The organism is Stenotrophomonas sp. SKA14, from assembly GCF_000158575.1.
Classification (GTDB): Bacteria; Pseudomonadota; Gammaproteobacteria; order Xanthomonadales; family Xanthomonadaceae; genus Stenotrophomonas; species Stenotrophomonas forensis.
In genome coordinates this window covers 1196447-1211764 of the sequence record NZ_DS999412.1, presented here as the reverse complement: position 1 = coordinate 1211764, position 15318 = coordinate 1196447, and the positions used below count along the sequence as shown (strand labels likewise).

Sequence of the window (15318 nt, the reverse complement as noted above, 5' to 3'; positions counted from 1 at the left end):
AGTCTAGGCAGGCCCACTGCTGCGAAAAATGGCGTGGATGCGATGCCAGGCGTGCGCTGGACGCACGGGTTTGGGTGGGTGCCAACCGTTGGTCGGCACACGATTACACAGCGTCGGCGTCGCACATGCTCTTGATCGCACGGCGCAGCCAGCGGTGCGCCGGGTCGTTGTCCATGCGCGGGTGCCAGGCCTGCACCAGTGCCACCGTGCGTACTGGCACCGGCAACGGGAACATGCGCAGTGGCAGCCCCATGTAGGCGATGCGATCGAGCATCACGCTGGGCATCTGCGGCAGCACCAGGTCCGAGGCGGCTGCAGCAAAGATCGCGCCATGGAAGGTGGGGATGACCATCGCCACCCGCCGCTGCAGGCCCAGCTGTGCCAGTTCGTCGTCGATCGGCCCATGCGCGATGCCGCGCCGCGAGACGGCGATGTGGTCGCAGGCGGCAAACCGTTCGGCGGTGATATCGCCGTCGAACAGCGGGTGATCCTTGCGCGCAGCGCCCAGCAGGGCCGTGGTGAACAGGTTCTGCACCTTGGTTTCCTGGGTGTGCTTGCCGGCGGTGCTCACATACAGATCGATCCGGCCCTGCACCATCGCGTCATCGTCGGTATCGCCTTCGGGCATGAACCGCAGCGTGCAACCTGGCGCCTGCTGGCGGAACACGTCCCGCAGGCGGCCGCCGTAGCTGCCGATGAACACGTCGTTGGCGCGGATGCTGAAGGTACGTTCCAGGGTCTGGATGTTTACCTCGCGTCCTTCGTTGAACACCCGATGGGCCTGCTCGATCACGTCGCGCACCTGCTCGCGCAGTTCCAGCGCGCGCGGGGTCGGCGCCAGGCCGCGGCCGGCGCGTACCAGCACCGGGTCGCCCAACGCGTCGCGGATCCGCCCCAGGGTGCGGCTCATGGCCGGTGCGCTCAGATTCATGCGCCGAGCCGCTCCAGCGACGCTGCCTTCGTCCAGCAGGATATCCAGGGCCAGCAGCAGGTTGAGATCGGGCAAGGGCATGGCAGTCTCCAACAGGTGGAATGACTCTACGACACTCAATGGAAACCTGGATTGCACCCAACGCATGTATTTCCTGCGCCGCACGGCATGGGTGCGCGCGGTGACATCGGCGACCATCCCCGGCCTGCCAAGGAGACATCCATGTTCACTACCCTGCTGGTCGCCCTGGACGGCGGCCCCCAGCACGCGCGCGTGCTGGATCTGGCGGCGGCCCTCGCCGGCCCTCGCAGCCGCCTGCATCTGCTGTGCGTGCTGGACCCCGAGTTCGCGCTGGCCGCCGACGCCAGCGAGGCCGACCGCATCGAATACCCGGAAGCCGCGCGCCAGCGCTCACGCGCCGAAGCGGTGCTGGCCGAAGCGCTGGCCGAGCTGCGCGAACGCGGCGTCGATGCCATCGCGCAGATTCCCTCCGGCGACCCCGGCGAAGTCATCAGCGAACAGGCCAAGCGCCTGAAGTGCGACCTGATCGTGATCGGTCACCGCCACCTGTCCCGCCTGCAACGCTTGTTCGAACCCTCGATCGGGCAATGGACCATCGACCACGCGCCCTGTCCCGTGCTGGTGGAAACCCGCGACCCATAGCCCTGGCAACGATGGCGTCCCGTTCCGCTGCGGCAGCGTTGACCCGATGCGCCGGGGACGCGTTTCGCGTTGCGCTCAACAGTCCATCCGGCCGTGCTCGTTGCCTTCGTCATCCAGCACATGCGCGTGCAGCACCACCTGGTTGCGACCGGCCCGCTTGGCGGCATACAGGCCGGCATCGGCATCGGCCAGCAGCTGGTCGGCACTGGCCAGGGCCGGTGGATGCAGGTAGCCCACGCCGATGCTGATACTGACTGACCCTTCCGGCAGCGGCAGGGCCTCCACCGCCTCACGCAGCCGTTCGGCCAGCGCCAGCACGCCCGACAGCGCGCTTCCAGGCACGATCACTGCGAATTCCTCGCCGCCATAGCGCGCCACACTGTCGCCGGCGCGGCCGGCGATGGCCTTCAATACCGCGGCCACGGCCTGCAGGCAGCGATCGCCAGCCGGATGGCCGTGCTGGTCGTTGAAGGCCTTGAAGTGGTCGATGTCCACCAGCAGCAGGCCCAGCGGGCTGCCACTGCGCCGTGCGCGGTTCCACTCCGCCAGCAGCAGCGCGTCGAACTCGCGGCGGTTGGCAACCCCGGTCAGGCCATCCTGCCGCGCCAGCTGGTCCAGGCCGGCCTGGCGTTCCATCAGGTCGGTCTGCAGCAGGATGCTGCGCAGGCCGAAGCCCAGTGTGGCCACCACGAAGCCACTGACCGCCAGCGGTCGCGCGTGGTCGACCACCAGCGTGCCCAGCACCAGCAGCAGCAACGGCAGGATCATCGGCCCCGCAGCCTGCACGGTGCGCGCCAGCCGTGGATGCGGCGCCGAGCTTGGTACCGGCGCCCGGCTCAGCGCCAGCAACGCCAGCAGCAGGAACGGCAGGTCGATCAGCAGATCGTTGTAGGCACCGAAGGAATCGCCCGAGGTGTAGTGGTTGATGTAGTAGGCCACCAGCAGGTACGCCAGCGCGTACAGCGCAAGCACCCGGAAGAAGCCGCGCCGCTCGGGCACATCGCCGGCCAGCCAGCGCACCACCGCGAACCCGGCGATGCACAGGTTCTGGATATCGAACATGCGCTGCATGCTGGCCATCGCCGAATCGTCGATATCGATACGGGCGGCGAACGATTGCGTATGCACGAAGAACAGCACGCCCAGCAGCGCCGCCATCGCGGCGTCGATCAGGCTGATGCTCAGGCGCTCACGGCGCGCGCGGGCCAGGATGAACACCAGCGGGACGCCGTACAGCACGTACAGGAACAGGCTGGCCTGCGGCGTGATATCGGCGCGACCGGCGCCGAGTGCATCGATCATGTTGAAGGCCATGCCGCCGGCCCACAGCAGCAGCGCCAGCGCCGTGGCGCGCCAGCCCAGCGCGGCACCGTCACGACGCGCCCGCCACAGGCAGGCGGCCGCGGCCAACAGCGGTGCTGCGGTCAGGAAAACGAAGGAGCCCACGCCGGTCGCCCCCGGCCACAGGGTCACGACCAAGCCATGGCACAGCACGTACAGCAGCGCCAGCACTACCGGCATGCCTCCCCCGATCCGCAAGGCCGTATGCGCGCACGATAGCGCGGCGTCGCGCCACGATGGCGTGATCCACTGCGGCAAGACGACACGCCGCGTGCCCGCCATGGTAGTGCCGGCCGCTGGCCGGCAACCTGCAGCGCAGTGATTCGCCGGGATTGCCGGCCAGCGGCCGGCACTACCGAAAGGCCGTCAGCCGTGCAGCGCTTGGGCGTGGTGGGCGATGTGCTCGCCGATGAAGCTGGCGATGAAGTAGTAGCTGTGGTCGTAGCCGGGCTGCAGGCGCAGGGTCAGCGGGTGGCCGGCCGCATCGCAGGCCTGCTGCAGGCGCTGTGGCTGCAGCTGGGTCTGCAGGAATTCGTCGGCCCCACCCTGGTCGACCAGCAGGGGCAGGCGCTCGCTGGCCGTCGCCACCAGTGCACAGGTATCCCACTGCGCCCAGTCGGCCGGGTTGTCGCCCAGGTAGGCATGGAAGGCCTTCTGCCCCCACGGCACGTGGCTGGGCGCGACGATCGGCGAGAACGCCGACACGCTGCGGTAGCGTCCGGGGTTGCGCAGCGCGATCACCAGCGCACCGTGGCCGCCCATCGAATGGCCACTGATCGCACGCGCGCCGGTTGCGGGGAAGCTCGCCTCGATCAGCGCCGGCAGTTCCTGCGCCACATAGTCGTGCATGCGGTAGTGCTTGGCCCACGGCGTGCGGGTGGCATTGAGGTAGAACCCTGCGCCCTTGCCGATGTCGTAGCCTTCGGCGTCGGCCACGTCATCGCCGCGCGGGCTGGTATCGGGCGCAACGATGATCACGCCGTGCTCGGCTGCGTAGCGCTGTGCGCCGGCTTTGGTGATGAAATTCTGCTCGGTGCAGGTCAGCCCGCTCAACCAGTACAGCACTGGCAGCGCCTGTGTCTCCACCTGTGGCGGCAGGTACACGGCGAACTGCATGTCGCAGCCCAGCGTGGTCGAATGATGACGGTAGACGTCCTGCCAGCCACCGAAGCAGGCGCGGTGTTCGATGCGTTCCATGGGTTCCTCCCGAGGGGCGGCAGGCCGTCAAGCCTGCCACCCGGCGCGGCTCAGTAGTGGACCACCGAACGGATCGACTTGCCTTCATGCATCAGGTCGAAAGCGTCGTTGATCTTGTCCAGGTCCATGGTGTGGGTGACGAACGGCGCCAGTTCGATATCGCCCTTCATTGCATCCTCGACCATGCCCGGCAGCTGGCTGCGGCCCTTCACGCCACCGAAGGCGGTGCCCATCCACTTGCGGCCGGTCACCAGCTGGAACGGACGGGTGGAGATTTCCTGCCCAGAACCGGCCACGCCGATCACCACGCTCTGGCCCCAGCCACGGTGCGCGCATTCCAGCGCCGCGCGCATCACATTGACGTTGCCGATGCACTCGAAGCTGTGGTCCACGCCCCAGGTGGTCATCTCGACGATGACCTGCTGGATGGGCTTGTCGTGGTCTTTCGGGTTGATGCAGTCGGTGGCACCGAATTCGCGGGCCAGCTCGAACTTGGACGGATTGGTGTCCACCGCGATGATGCGGCCGGCCTTGGCCTGGCGCGCACCCTGGATCACCGCCAGGCCGATGCCGCCGAGGCCGAACACCGCCACGCTGTCGCCTTCCTGCACCTTGGCGGTGTTGTGCACCGCGCCGATGCCGGTGGTGACGCCGCAGCCGAGCAGGCAGACGTGTTCCGGGTTCGCGTCCGGATTGATCTTCGCCAGCGACACCTCGGCCACCACGGTGTACTCGCTGAAGGTCGAGCAGCCCATGTAGTGGTACAGCGGCTCACCGTTGTAACTGAAGCGGCTGGTGCCGTCGGGCATCACGCCCTTGCCCTGGGTGGCGCGCACCGACACGCACAGGTTGGTCTTGCCGCTCTTGCAGAACAGGCACTCGCCGCACTCGGCGGTGTACAGCGGAATCACGTGGTCACCCGGCTTGACGCTGGTCACGCCCTCGCCCACTTCCACCACAATGCCCGCGCCTTCATGGCCCAGCACCACCGGGAACAGGCCTTCCGGATCATCGCCGGACAGGGTGAACGCATCGGTGTGGCAGACACCGGTATGGGTGATCCTGACCAGCACTTCGCCCTTCTTCGGCGGGGCGACGTCGATTTCGACGATCTGCAGCGGCTGGCCGGGACCAAAGGCGACGGCGGCACGGGACTTCATGGTGGCTTCTCCAAAGACAGGCAATGACAGGATGGGCGGCGCACTGTTGCGCCGTCGTTTATTTCAGGTACGAGCGGATCAACGCGCTCATGTCGCGCACACGTTCGGCGCGCTGTTCATCGGAAGCCGCAGGCTGGCCGAACTCCTCGCGCAGATGGGCCTCCATCACCTCGGACATCAGGCCGTTGACCGCACCCCGGATGGCGGCGATCTGCTGCAGCACCGGCGCGCAGTCGGCACCGGCTTCCAGCGCGCGATCGAGCGCATCGCACTGGCCGCGGATGCGGCGCACGCGGGCCAGCACCTTCTTTTTCTCTTCGGGGGAGTGCGGCATGGCGGGGGCCACCTCGGAACTATACTGGGGGATAGTATACACAGGGCCCCGGACGGCTCAATCCCGCCCGCTCAATCGAACAGCCCTTCGCCCGCCAACCGGGTCAGTTCGTCCACCACGTAGCGCACTTTCGGCCGCAGGTGGCGGGTCGGCGGCCACAGCGCGTGGATGTCGATGTGGCGCTGCATGTGCGCGTCCAGCACCGATTGCAGCGCGCCGGATTGCAGGTGACGGCGTACCAGCGACTCCGGCATCTGGCAGATGCCCAGCCCGGCAATGGCTCCGTCGATCACCGCATCGCCATCGTTGAGCTGGTAGGCCGCGTTGGGGATGAAGGTTCCTTCGGCATCATCACTGCCGATGCGCCACGCTACCGGCTGCCCGTGGCGGAAGCCGACGATGCTGCGTTGCTGTGCCAGTTCCTCCACCGTTTGCGGGGTGCCGTGCGCCCGCAGGTAGGCCGGCGCGGCGCAGGTGACCAGGCGCTGGCGGCCGAGCCGGCGCGCCACCAGATGCTCGGCCTGGTGCAGGCCGCCAAAGCGTATCAGCAGGTCGATGCCTTCCTCGACGGGATCGACGAAGTGATCGGTGAAGGTCATCGTCAGCTGCAGGTCCGGGTATTGCCGGCACAGGCGCAACAGCACCGGCAGCACCACCAGCCGCCCGAACGAGGATGGCATGTCGATGCGCAGCCGCCCGCTGGGCAGGCCGGCCGAGCCCAGGCAGGCCTCGGCCGCGGAGATCTCTTCCAGCGCTGCCGCACACGAAGCGTAATAGGCCTCGCCATCGGTGGTCAGCGCGATGCGCCGCGTGGTGCGATGGAACAGGCGCACGCCCAGCCGCGCTTCCAGCCGGGCGATGGCCTTGCCCACGGCCGAGCGCGAAATGCCCAGCGCATCGGCGGCCTCGGTGAAGCTGCCCGAGCGGGCCGTGGTGACGAACGTGACCAGGCCATTCAAGGATTCCAGCGGCAACATCTTCAACCCCTCATTAGGGACAGATAGTCCCGCACCAAGGGAAATCGAAGCGCTTTATGCGCCCACATGTCAACTCCATCCTGTGTGCATGGCGCCGCTGGCGCCCCTCCCCCCGCACCGAGATGACCGACATGACCGCTGCCCTGTTCCACCCGTTCGACCTGGCCGGCACTGCCCTGCGCAACCGCATCGCGATGGCGCCGATGACCCGTGCCCGCAACCCCGGATCGGTCGCCAACGACCTCACCGCGCGGTACTACCGGCAGCGTGCCAGTGCCGGCCTGATCATCAGCGAAGGCACGCCGGTCTCACCGCAGGGCCAGGGCTACATCGACGTACCGGGCATCTGGTCGGCCGAACAGGTGGCGGGTTGGAAGCAGGTCACCCAGGCGGTGCATGCCGCGCAGGGCACGATCTTCGCCCAGCTCTGGCACGTGGGCCGCATGTCGCATGCCTCGCTGCAGCCCGATGGCGGCCAACCGGTCAGCGCCGGTACCCGCCCGGTGGCCAGTGCGCCGAAGAACACCTCGTTCGTGTACCTGGATGACGGCAGCCGCGGCCATGCCGATCCCACCCCGGCGCGTGCACTGGATACGGCCGAGATTCCCGGCATCGTCGACGACTTCGTGCGCGGTGCCGACAACGCGATCGCCGCCGGCTTCGACGGCATCGAACTGCATGCCGCCAACGGCTACCTGTTCGAACAGTTCCTCAATCCGCTCATCAACCAGCGCGAGGACCGCTACGGTGGCTCGCTGCCGAACCGTGCGCGGTTGATCCTGGAAACGGTGGATGCGATGGCCGAACGCATCGGCGCGCATCGCATCGGCGTGCGGCTGGCCCCGAACAACCTCACCTTCGACATGCCGTTCTACCCCGACAACGAAGCCACTTATCTGTACCTGGCCGAAGAACTGGGCAAGCGCGGGCTGGCCTATGTTCACCTCAACGACAACCTGCAGCAGGGTGCATCGGTGCTGGGTGAGGCATTCCTGCAGCAGTTCAAGCAGGCCTACGGCGGCACGCTGATCCTGGCCGGCGGCATGACCCGCGAACGCGCGCTGCAGCTGGTCGAGGCCGGCACCATCGATCTGGCCGCGTTCGGCCAGCCGTTCATCGCCAACCCGGATCTGGTCGAGCGCCTGCAGCACGACATCGCACTGGCCACTCCCGACCGCAGCAGCTATTACGGTGGCGGCGAAGCGGGCTACCTCGATTACCCGCGCGCCCAGTAGATCCACGCCATGCGTGGATGCGGCGCACCTGCCGCTCATCGGTGCGCCGCATTGCATGACGGGCGTACACTGCCTGCCCGCATCCACTGAGCCGGCTTATGGATACGCCCACCGCAGCGTTCATCGTCAATCTCGACGTCCCCGATCTGGCCGCGGCTGAAGCCTTCTACACCGCAGCCTTCGGCCTGCGCATCGGCCGCCGCCTCGGCCCGGGCGCCGTGGAACTGCTCGGCGGGCCAACCGCGTTGTATCTGCTGCACAACGAGGCCGGCAGCGCCGCCACCGGGGACGGCGACGTGCGCGACTACGAGCGCCATTGGACGCCGCTGCATCTGGACTGGGTGGTGGATGACATCGAGGCCGCGCTGGCGCGTGCGGTTGCGGCCGGAGCAACGCTGGAGCAGGCGATACGCGAGCGTCGCTGGGGCTGCATCGCCGTACTGGCCGATCCGTTCGGCCACGGCTTCTGCCTGATCCAGTTCAGTGGCGAAGGCTACGACGCGCTGCTCGACTGACCGGCGCGGTTTTCACCACGGCAACGGCACCGCCTCGTCGTTGGCGCGCTCGCCGTAGTACAACGACGGCAGCAGGCGCGAGAGGAAACTGAACTCCGTATAGCAGTGCTTGAGCAGGCCCAGTCCGACCGCATCGCTGGCATCGCGCTGCGGCTCGGCACTGTCCAGGCCGAGCACGAAGCGGCTGCGCAGCACGCAGCCGAACGGTGTATCGCGCGCGACGTGCAGCATCTGCCCATCGCAGGGGTCGCCGTGCGCATCCAGGCGCACGTGATCGCCAAAACCGATGCGTGCGGCGATCACCGCCGACACATCACCGGCATCCTGCGCCACCTGCAGGCGCTCGGGCACCAGCAACGTGCGCGGGTCATGGAACTTCAGGCGCGCCGCCACCGGCGGAATGTCGGCCAGCGATTCCACCGCATGGATGCTGGCGCCATGGTAGCTGCGGCCACGCTGCCAGGCTGCGTCCCAGCCGCGATGCTCGACGTGATCGAGCGGATGCCACCAGCGGATGTGCTGGGTGGTCTCGAAGAAGGTGAACCACCAGTCCAGCATGCGGCCCTTGCAGCCGTGTAGATCGATACGGACGGCCACCCGCAGGGTGCCGTCTTCGCGGCGCTGTATGCCGGTCTCCAGGCGCATCGGCGCCGGATCGAGCAGATCGTGGTGGTCCAGCCAGGCGCGAGCGTTCACAGCGGTATCCATCGACGTTTCCTGTGGGTTGGGAGACTCGACAATACGGAAACGTTTATCGTTTCGCAATTAATCGAATGCGGTAAGATGGGGCGCAATGAACAGCACCACCCTGCCCGAGCCCACAACGCCGCCCCGTCGCCGCGGTCGCCCCGCGCGACCGGAAGCCGAAGTCCGCCATGCGGTACTGCAGGCCACCCTGGAACTGCTGCTGGCACAGGGTTACGAAGCGACCACCATCGAAGCGGTGGCAGCGCATGCCGGGGTAGCGAAGAAGACCGTGTACCGCCATGCCAGCAACCGCGAGGAACTGGTGGGGTTGGCGGTGCGCGAGTGGACCGACGGCTTCGCGCCGCAGCTGCAGCGTGATGCCCGCAACGCCGACGAAGTGCTGCCGCTGCTGCACGCGATCCTGCAGGCGGTCTGCGCACAGGCGCTGTCGGCGCAGGCGGTGCAGGTGTTCCGCCTGCTCGCCACCGACTTCCCCGGCAAGGACGCGCTGCTGCAGGCCTATCTGCACAACGGCATCGAACGCGGCCGCGCGCTGCTGGCCGACTGGCTGACGCGGCAGCAGCAGCGCGGGCTGCTGCGCGATGCAGACCCCGCGTGCACGGCAAGGCTGATCCTGGCGATGGCCGTGGCCGAGCCACTGCGCGAGCGCGTGATCGGCGTGGTGGCCGAGGACGCACCGGTGGAGATGCATCTGCGTGATTGCCTGGTGTTGCTGGCGCCGATGTTGCAGCGCCCGTAGCCTGGCGCCATCCACGCATGGCGTGGATGCGATCCACCACGATTCATTCGCGCAACATGTCCACGAATGCTCGCAGCGCGCCTGGCATCTGCCGCTGTTTCGGGTAATACAGCGCAAAGCCGGCGAACGGTTCGCTCCAGTCTTTCAGCACCGCCACCATCTGCCCCGAGTCGATGTACGGCCGCGCAGTGTCTTCCAGCACGTAAGCCAGGCCAATGCCATCGAGCACCGCGCCAACCACGGTGCCCTGTTCGCCCAGCGTCAGCCGTCCGGGCACGTCGATCTCCAGCGCCTGCCCAGCGCGCTCGAACTGCCACTTGTACAGATGCCCGCTGGCGAAGCGGAAGCGGATGCATTCGTGTGCAGCAAGATCGCGCGGATGCTGTGGCGCCGGGTGCCGCCGCAGGTAGTCCGGCGAGCCGACAATCAGCCCGCGCAGCGGTGGCCCCATCGGCACCGCCACCATGTCCTCGGGCACGAACTCATGCAGGCGCACGCCGGCGTCGTAACCCTCGGCGACGATGTCGACCAGGCCGTCGTTCTCGGTCAGCTCCACCCGCACGTCCGGATGCGCGCGCAGGAAGCGCGCCAACCGGGGCCCCAGCTGGGTCGCCACCGCCGCGCGGGTCGCATTGATGCGCAACAGGCCGGCCGGCGCGGCGCGGAACTGGTTCATCTCCTCCAGCGCGTCATGCACCTGCCCCAGGGCCGGCTGTAATCGCTCCAGTAGACGTTGCCCGGCCTCGGTCAGGGCCACGCTGCGAGTGGTGCGATGGAACAGGCCCACCCCCAGCCTTTCCTCCAGCGCGCGGATCGCATAGCTCACCGCCGAGGTCGAAAGCCCCAGCTCGGCGCCGGCACGGCGAAAGCTGCGGTGACGGGCGACCGCCGCGAACGCGGCCAGGTGGGAAAGATTGTCAGTGGCCATGATTGTGCAGTTTCACTTGATGAATCATGCCGATATCCGGGCTTTCTGCCGCTGGGTACGGGGCGTATTGTAAAGCGCCTTTCGACAAACCCTGCCAAGGATTCCCCATGTCCCTCGCCCGTGGTTACGCCGCCCATTCACATACCGACCCGCTGATCCCGTACGAGTTCGAACGCCGCGCGGTCGGCCCGGACGACGTGCGCATCGAGATCCTCTACAGCGGTATCTGCCACTCCGACCTGCACCAGGCCCGCGACGACTGGGGTGGCTCGATCTACCCGATGGTGCCGGGCCACGAGATCATCGGCCGCGTGACCGAGGTCGGCAGCAACGTCACCCGCTTCAAGGTCGGCGACCACGCCGGCGTCGGCTGCATGGTCGACTCGTGCCGTCACTGCGATGCCTGCGAGCACGACCTCGAGCAGTACTGCGCCGAAGGCGCGACCTGGACCTACAACGGCCGTGAACGCCAGAGCGGCGCACCGACCTACGGCGGCTATTCCGACCACGTGGTGGTCGAGCAGCGCTTCGTGGTGAAGGTGTCCGACAGCCTCGACCTGAAGGCCGCCGCGCCGCTGCTGTGCGCCGGCATCACCACCTGGTCGCCGCTGCGCCACTGGAAGGTCGGCCCGGGCCAGAAGGTCGGCGTGATCGGCCTCGGTGGTCTGGGCCACATGGGCGTGAAGTTCGCCAAGGCCCTCGGCGCGCACGTGGTGATGATCACCACCACCCCGGAAAAGGGTGCCGATGCCAAGCGCCTGGGTGCCGACGAAGTGCTGGTCTCGCGCGATGCTGCGCAGATGAAGGCGCACGCCGGCAGCTTCGACTTCCTGCTCAACACCATCCCGGTCGGCCATGACACCAACCCATACATGGGCCTGCTCAAGCGCGAGGCGACCATGTGCCTGGTCGGCGTGCTGACCGAACTGGACCCGCCGCTGACCGGTGGCAGCGTGATCTTCGGCCGCAAGCACCTGACCGGTTCGGCGATCGGCGGCATGGCCGAAACCCAGGAGATGATGGACTTCTGTGCCGAACACGGCATCGTCAGCGATGTCGAGATGATCGACATCAAGAACGTCAACGAGGCCTGGGAGCGCATGGCGAAGAACGATGTGCGCTACCGCTTCGTGATCGACATGGCGACGCTGCCGAACGCCGCCTGATCCAGGGCAGATGCAAGAATGAAAAACCCCGGCAATTCCGGGGTTTTTCGTTTGGGTAGTGTCGGCCGCTGGCCGGCAACCCCGTACATCTGCCGGCCAGCGGCCGGCACTACCGCGAGGCGATCAATAAGCGAACTCGCGGAACACCGGATCCACATCGCCGTGCCAGCGGCCATGGAACAGCGCCAGCTTGCGCTCGGCCGGGGTCAGCCCGGATTCAACGATTTCCTGCAGCACATCCAGGAACTTGCTCTCGTCCTGGCCGTCGGCATTGCGCGCCGCGCGGCGCTTGAGGCCTTCCACCGAAATCTTCACTGCTTCGCGGGCCAGGTCGCGCACCGTGCCCGTGCGGAACGGCAGGTTCATCGCATGCTTCGGCACGCCGTCGCGCAGCGCATGACGCTCAGCCAGGCTGAAGTCACGCACCAGATCCCAGGCCGCATCCAGCGCGGTGTCGTCATACAGCAGGCCGACCCAGAACGCCGGCAACGCACACAGGCGGCTCCACGGGCCACCGTCGGCGCCGCGCATTTCCAGGTACTTCTTCAGGCGCACCTCCGGGAACGCGGTGGTGGTGTGGTCCGACCAGTCGCGCAGGGTCGGCAACGCACCCGGCAGCACCGGCAGCTTGCCCTGCATGAAGTCGCGGAAGCTCTGCCCGCTGGCGTCGTGGTAGATGCCATCGCGGTAGGAGAAGTACATCGGCACGTCGAGCAGGTAATCGACATAGCGCTCGTAGCCGAAGCCCTCCTCGAACACGAAGTCGAGCATGCCGGTACGGTCGGCATCGGTGTCGGTCCAGATATGCGAGCGATAGCTCAGGTAGCCGTTCGGCTGGCCTTCGGTGAACGGCGAATCGGCGAACAGCGCGGTGGCGATCGGCTGCAGCGCCAGCGACACGCGGAACTTCTTCACCATGTCCGCTTCGCTGGCGTAATCCAGGTTCACCTGCACCGTGCAGGTGCGGGTCATCATGTCCAGGCCCAGCGAGCCGACCTTGGGCATGTACGAACGCATGATCTTGTAGCGGCCCTTCGGCATCCACGGCATTTCATCGCGCTTCCACTTCGGCTGGAAGCCCATGCCGAGGAAGCCCAGCTGCAGTTCGCCGGCCACCTGCGCCACTTCGTTCAGATGGGTGCCGGTTTCCACGCAGGTCTGGTGGATGGTTTCCAGCGCCGCACCGGACAGCTCCAGCTGGCCGGCCGGCTCCAGCGTCACCGAGGCACCGTCACGCAGCAGGGCAATGGTGTTGCCGTTTTCCTGCACCGGCTGCCAGCCGAAGCGGACCAGGCCCTTGAGCAGCGCTTCGATGCCGCGCTCGCCTTCGAAGGTCGGCGGACGCAGGTCATCCAGGCGGAACCCGAACTTCTCGTGCTCGGTACCGATGCGCCACTGCGCACGGGGCTTCTCGCCGGAGGCGATCTCCGCAACCAGCTGCGAGCGGTCGGTAATGGGCGTATCGGCGACGTGGCTGGGGCTCGACAAGGGGAGGACTCGCTGGACTGTGGCGGGGGATGTGGGGCTGGAGGCCTTCCATCGCAAGGGCGCACTATAGCGTGGCACTCCGCCGCGTCATGCGACGGTGACGGGTTTCAGCATCCTACCGACGCCCTCTTGACCCTCGTACACTCACGGCCATGAGTCGCCATTCACGACACCCCGAACTGCACCGCTCCGAGCGTGTCGGCTGGCTGCGCGCCGCCGTACTGGGCGCCAACGACGGCATCGTCTCGGTGGCCGGCCTGGTGGTCGGCGTGGCCGCAAGCGGCGCCTCGGCCAGCACCATCCTGGCCACCGGGGTCGCTGGCACGGTAGCCGGCGCAATGTCGATGGCCGCCGGCGAGTACGTCTCGGTACAGACCCAGGCCGATACCGAAGCGGCCGACCTGGCGGCGGAAAAACGCGAACTGCACGAAGACCCGCACAGTGAACTGGAAGAGCTGAGCGCAATCTACCGCCATCGCGGTCTGGACCCGACGCTGGCGCGGCAGGTCGCCGAGCAGCTCACCGCCCACGACGCGCTGGGCGCGCACGCCCGCGACGAACTGGGCATTACCGACACCCTGCGTGCCCGCCCACTGCAGGCGGCGCTGGCCTCGGCCGGGGCATTCACCTGTGGTGCCGCGCTGCCGGTGCTGACCGCCCTGCTCGCTCCGGTCGACAAGGTCGCGATGATCACCACCGCCAGCACCCTGCTCGGCCTGTGCCTGACCGGCGCGATGGCGGCGCAGGCCGGTGGTGCGCCGCCCGTGCGCGGCGCTGTCCGGGTGATGTTCTGGGGCGCGTTGGCGATGGCCGCCGCCGCCGCTGTCGGTCGCCTGCTGGGTGCCCACGTGTCATGACCGCCATGCTGCCGCCGGCCACCGCGCTGCTGGCTGAAATGGCCGGCCTGGCCGGCTGCGAACGTGCCGAAGGCTATGCCTGCATCACCGCACGCCGCGAGCATGGCGCCAGTTCGGTGGAAATTCCGCAACCGCAGTTCGCGATCCTGCTGGAGGGCCGCAAGCAGGTGCGCACCGCGCATCAGTCGCTGCAGTTCGTGCCCGGCGACATCCTGCTGCTGACCCAGCGCTGCCGCATCGACGTGGTCAACAGCCCCGATCCGTGCAGTGGCCGCTATCTCAGTGCCATTGTGCCGTTGTGCGCCGAAGTGCTGGCCGCAGCGCGCACGCTGTGGAACGAGGAACTGCCCAGCGCGGGCCCGGCGATGGCCCGATTGCCGTTGATCGAACACGGTGCGGTGCTGCGCCAGTGGCGGCAATCACTGCAGGACGGCCGTTACAGCGACGCACGCCTGGCCCTGGCCTCGCTGGTGCTGACCCTGTGCCGGCAGGGCCATGGCAACCTGCTGCTGCCGCAGGCACCGAGCCTGGGCGAACAGATCCGCGACCGCATTGCCGCCGAACCGGCACGCGACTGGCAATCGCGGGATGTGGAAGAACAGTTCGCGCTGAGCGGCGCGACCCTGCGTCGCCGCCTTGCCGCCGAGCACACCAGCCTGCGCCAGCTGCTGACCGAGGCGCGGTTGGCGCATGGCATGCAGCTGCTCTACACCACCGACCTGCCGCTGAAGACCGTCGCCGCACGTGCGGGTTACCGGTCTGCGGCCAGTTTCAGCAAGCGCTTCGCCGAGCAGTATGGCTTGGCTCCCACAGACATTTAGGGGGGTTCGGCAGGGCTGCGCCCTGCACCTGCCGAAGCGTTGAAGCAACAGCCGAAGCAACTGCAAAAGCCATGCATTCCGTGGGATGGCGGGGCGGTGTGGGTGGGCAGGACACGCCGTAAACCCCGCTCCGCGGTCCGGCCCAGCCGCTGGCGGCTGGGCGTTCGGGCGCTTGCGAAGCAGTGCTTCGCAAGCAAAGCGCCCTCACCCATGGGGGCTCGATGGCGCCATCCATGGCGCCAACGGTCCTGCCCACCC

16 protein-coding genes are annotated in these 15318 nt (G+C 67.6%); 7 read left to right on the top strand and 9 right to left on the bottom strand.

The genetic code is table 11. From position 1 onward, the window contains the following. Positions 1–103 precede the first annotated feature (103 nt). Positions 104–1012, bottom strand: a complete 909-nt coding sequence (locus SSKA14_RS05630; RefSeq protein ID WP_008265221.1) for a LysR family transcriptional regulator — start codon at positions 1010–1012, stop codon at positions 104–106. Between the two features lie 141 nt (positions 1013–1153). On the opposite strand from SSKA14_RS05630, the gene SSKA14_RS05625 reads away from it, so the two are divergent. Then, positions 1154–1594, top strand: coding sequence for a universal stress protein (locus SSKA14_RS05625; protein ID WP_040007098.1), 441 nt, complete (start codon positions 1154–1156; stop codon positions 1592–1594). 75 nt (positions 1595–1669) lie between these two features. Here the strand turns inward: SSKA14_RS05625 and SSKA14_RS05620 are convergent, their stop codons facing one another. The 5 genes from SSKA14_RS05620 to SSKA14_RS05600 all read right to left on the bottom strand — a co-directional run bounded on the left by SSKA14_RS05620 (position 1670) and on the right by SSKA14_RS05600 (position 6603). Then, positions 1670–3115 (bottom strand): GGDEF domain-containing protein, encoded by a 1446-nt coding sequence (locus tag SSKA14_RS05620; protein WP_008265886.1) that lies wholly within the window; start codon positions 3113–3115, stop codon positions 1670–1672. Positions 3116–3301: 186 nt separating this feature from the next. Next, positions 3302–4132 (bottom strand): S-formylglutathione hydrolase, encoded by an 831-nt coding sequence (fghA, locus tag SSKA14_RS05615; RefSeq protein ID WP_008266568.1) that lies wholly within the window; start codon positions 4130–4132, stop codon positions 3302–3304. A 50-nt stretch (positions 4133–4182) separates the two neighbouring features. Further along, on the bottom strand, positions 4183–5292 hold the full coding sequence (locus SSKA14_RS05610; RefSeq protein WP_008268525.1) for an S-(hydroxymethyl)glutathione dehydrogenase/class III alcohol dehydrogenase: 1110 nt from the start codon (positions 5290–5292) through the stop codon (positions 4183–4185). 58 nt (positions 5293–5350) lie between these two features. Continuing rightward, a complete protein-coding gene (gene frmR / locus SSKA14_RS05605) occupies positions 5351–5626 on the bottom strand; it encodes a formaldehyde-responsive transcriptional repressor FrmR (RefSeq protein ID WP_008266233.1) in 276 nt (91 codons plus the stop codon). A gap of 71 nt (positions 5627–5697) precedes the next feature. Further along, entirely contained in the window at positions 5698–6603 is a 906-nt protein-coding gene (locus SSKA14_RS05600) for a LysR family transcriptional regulator (protein WP_008265395.1), read from the bottom strand. 131 nt (positions 6604–6734) lie between these two features. Here SSKA14_RS05600 and SSKA14_RS05595 point away from each other — a divergent pair, with 131 nt between their 5' ends. Both SSKA14_RS05595 and SSKA14_RS05590 read left to right on the top strand, forming a co-directional pair. Next, positions 6735–7838 (top strand): alkene reductase, encoded by a 1104-nt coding sequence (locus tag SSKA14_RS05595; protein WP_008265760.1) that lies wholly within the window; start codon positions 6735–6737, stop codon positions 7836–7838. A 98-nt stretch (positions 7839–7936) separates the two neighbouring features. Continuing rightward, positions 7937–8353 (top strand): VOC family protein, encoded by a 417-nt coding sequence (locus SSKA14_RS05590; protein ID WP_008265417.1) that lies wholly within the window; start codon positions 7937–7939, stop codon positions 8351–8353. Between the two features lie 12 nt (positions 8354–8365). Here the strand turns inward: SSKA14_RS05590 and SSKA14_RS05585 are convergent, their stop codons facing one another. Next, entirely contained in the window at positions 8366–9061 is a 696-nt protein-coding gene (locus tag SSKA14_RS05585; RefSeq protein ID WP_008266216.1) for a hypothetical protein, read from the bottom strand. A gap of 85 nt (positions 9062–9146) precedes the next feature. On the opposite strand from SSKA14_RS05585, the gene SSKA14_RS05580 reads away from it, so the two are divergent. Beyond that, on the top strand, positions 9147–9800 hold the full coding sequence (locus SSKA14_RS05580) for a TetR/AcrR family transcriptional regulator (RefSeq protein WP_008266359.1): 654 nt from the start codon (positions 9147–9149) through the stop codon (positions 9798–9800). A 43-nt stretch (positions 9801–9843) separates the two neighbouring features. Here the strand turns inward: SSKA14_RS05580 and SSKA14_RS05575 are convergent, their stop codons facing one another. After that, positions 9844–10728 (bottom strand): LysR family transcriptional regulator, encoded by an 885-nt coding sequence (locus tag SSKA14_RS05575; protein WP_008267018.1) that lies wholly within the window; start codon positions 10726–10728, stop codon positions 9844–9846. A gap of 107 nt (positions 10729–10835) precedes the next feature. On the opposite strand from SSKA14_RS05575, the gene SSKA14_RS05570 reads away from it, so the two are divergent. Continuing rightward, on the top strand, positions 10836–11894 hold the full coding sequence (locus SSKA14_RS05570; RefSeq protein WP_008265888.1) for an NAD(P)-dependent alcohol dehydrogenase: 1059 nt from the start codon (positions 10836–10838) through the stop codon (positions 11892–11894). A 123-nt stretch (positions 11895–12017) separates the two neighbouring features. Here the strand turns inward: SSKA14_RS05570 and SSKA14_RS05565 are convergent, their stop codons facing one another. After that, on the bottom strand, positions 12018–13382 hold the full coding sequence (locus SSKA14_RS05565; RefSeq protein ID WP_008265020.1) for a glutamate--cysteine ligase: 1365 nt from the start codon (positions 13380–13382) through the stop codon (positions 12018–12020). Positions 13383–13534: 152 nt separating this feature from the next. Here SSKA14_RS05565 and SSKA14_RS05560 point away from each other — a divergent pair, with 152 nt between their 5' ends. Both SSKA14_RS05560 and SSKA14_RS05555 read left to right on the top strand, forming a co-directional pair. Beyond that, positions 13535–14239: a VIT family protein gene (locus SSKA14_RS05560; protein WP_008264940.1), complete on the top strand. Its 705-nt coding sequence runs from the start codon at positions 13535–13537 to the stop codon at positions 14237–14239. Further along, complete coding sequence (locus SSKA14_RS05555) at positions 14236–15060, top strand: AraC family transcriptional regulator (RefSeq protein ID WP_008267090.1); 825 nt, start codon at positions 14236–14238, stop codon at positions 15058–15060. The genes SSKA14_RS05560 and SSKA14_RS05555 overlap by 4 nt, the downstream gene beginning before the upstream one ends. Positions 15061–15318: the final 258 nt, after the last annotated feature.

Excerpts from the sequence above, each read along its gene's own strand:
- SSKA14_RS05560 (WP_008264940.1), top strand. The coding sequence starts at position 13,535 with ATGAGTCGCCATTCACGACACCCCGAACTGCACCGCTCCGAGCGTGTC.
- fghA (WP_008266568.1), bottom strand. The coding sequence starts at position 4,132 with ATGGAACGCATCGAACACCGCGCCTGCTTCGGTGGCTGGCAGGACGTC.
- SSKA14_RS05595 (WP_008265760.1), top strand. The coding sequence starts at position 6,735 with ATGACCGCTGCCCTGTTCCACCCGTTCGACCTGGCCGGCACTGCCCTG.
- SSKA14_RS05585 (WP_008266216.1), bottom strand. The coding sequence starts at position 9,061 with ATGGATACCGCTGTGAACGCTCGCGCCTGGCTGGACCACCACGATCTG.
- SSKA14_RS05625 (WP_040007098.1), top strand. The coding sequence starts at position 1,154 with ATGTTCACTACCCTGCTGGTCGCCCTGGACGGCGGCCCCCAGCACGCG.
- SSKA14_RS05610 (WP_008268525.1), bottom strand. The coding sequence starts at position 5,292 with ATGAAGTCCCGTGCCGCCGTCGCCTTTGGTCCCGGCCAGCCGCTGCAG.
- frmR (WP_008266233.1), bottom strand. The coding sequence starts at position 5,626 with ATGCCGCACTCCCCCGAAGAGAAAAAGAAGGTGCTGGCCCGCGTGCGC.
- SSKA14_RS05600 (WP_008265395.1), bottom strand. The coding sequence starts at position 6,603 with ATGTTGCCGCTGGAATCCTTGAATGGCCTGGTCACGTTCGTCACCACG.
- SSKA14_RS05590 (WP_008265417.1), top strand. The coding sequence starts at position 7,937 with ATGGATACGCCCACCGCAGCGTTCATCGTCAATCTCGACGTCCCCGAT.
- SSKA14_RS05575 (WP_008267018.1), bottom strand. The coding sequence starts at position 10,728 with ATGGCCACTGACAATCTTTCCCACCTGGCCGCGTTCGCGGCGGTCGCC.
- SSKA14_RS05555 (WP_008267090.1), top strand. The coding sequence starts at position 14,236 with ATGACCGCCATGCTGCCGCCGGCCACCGCGCTGCTGGCTGAAATGGCC.
- SSKA14_RS05570 (WP_008265888.1), top strand. The coding sequence starts at position 10,836 with ATGTCCCTCGCCCGTGGTTACGCCGCCCATTCACATACCGACCCGCTG.
- SSKA14_RS05620 (WP_008265886.1), bottom strand. The coding sequence starts at position 3,115 with ATGCCGGTAGTGCTGGCGCTGCTGTACGTGCTGTGCCATGGCTTGGTC.
- SSKA14_RS05580 (WP_008266359.1), top strand. The coding sequence starts at position 9,147 with ATGAACAGCACCACCCTGCCCGAGCCCACAACGCCGCCCCGTCGCCGC.
- SSKA14_RS05630 (WP_008265221.1), bottom strand. The coding sequence starts at position 1,012 with ATGCCCTTGCCCGATCTCAACCTGCTGCTGGCCCTGGATATCCTGCTG.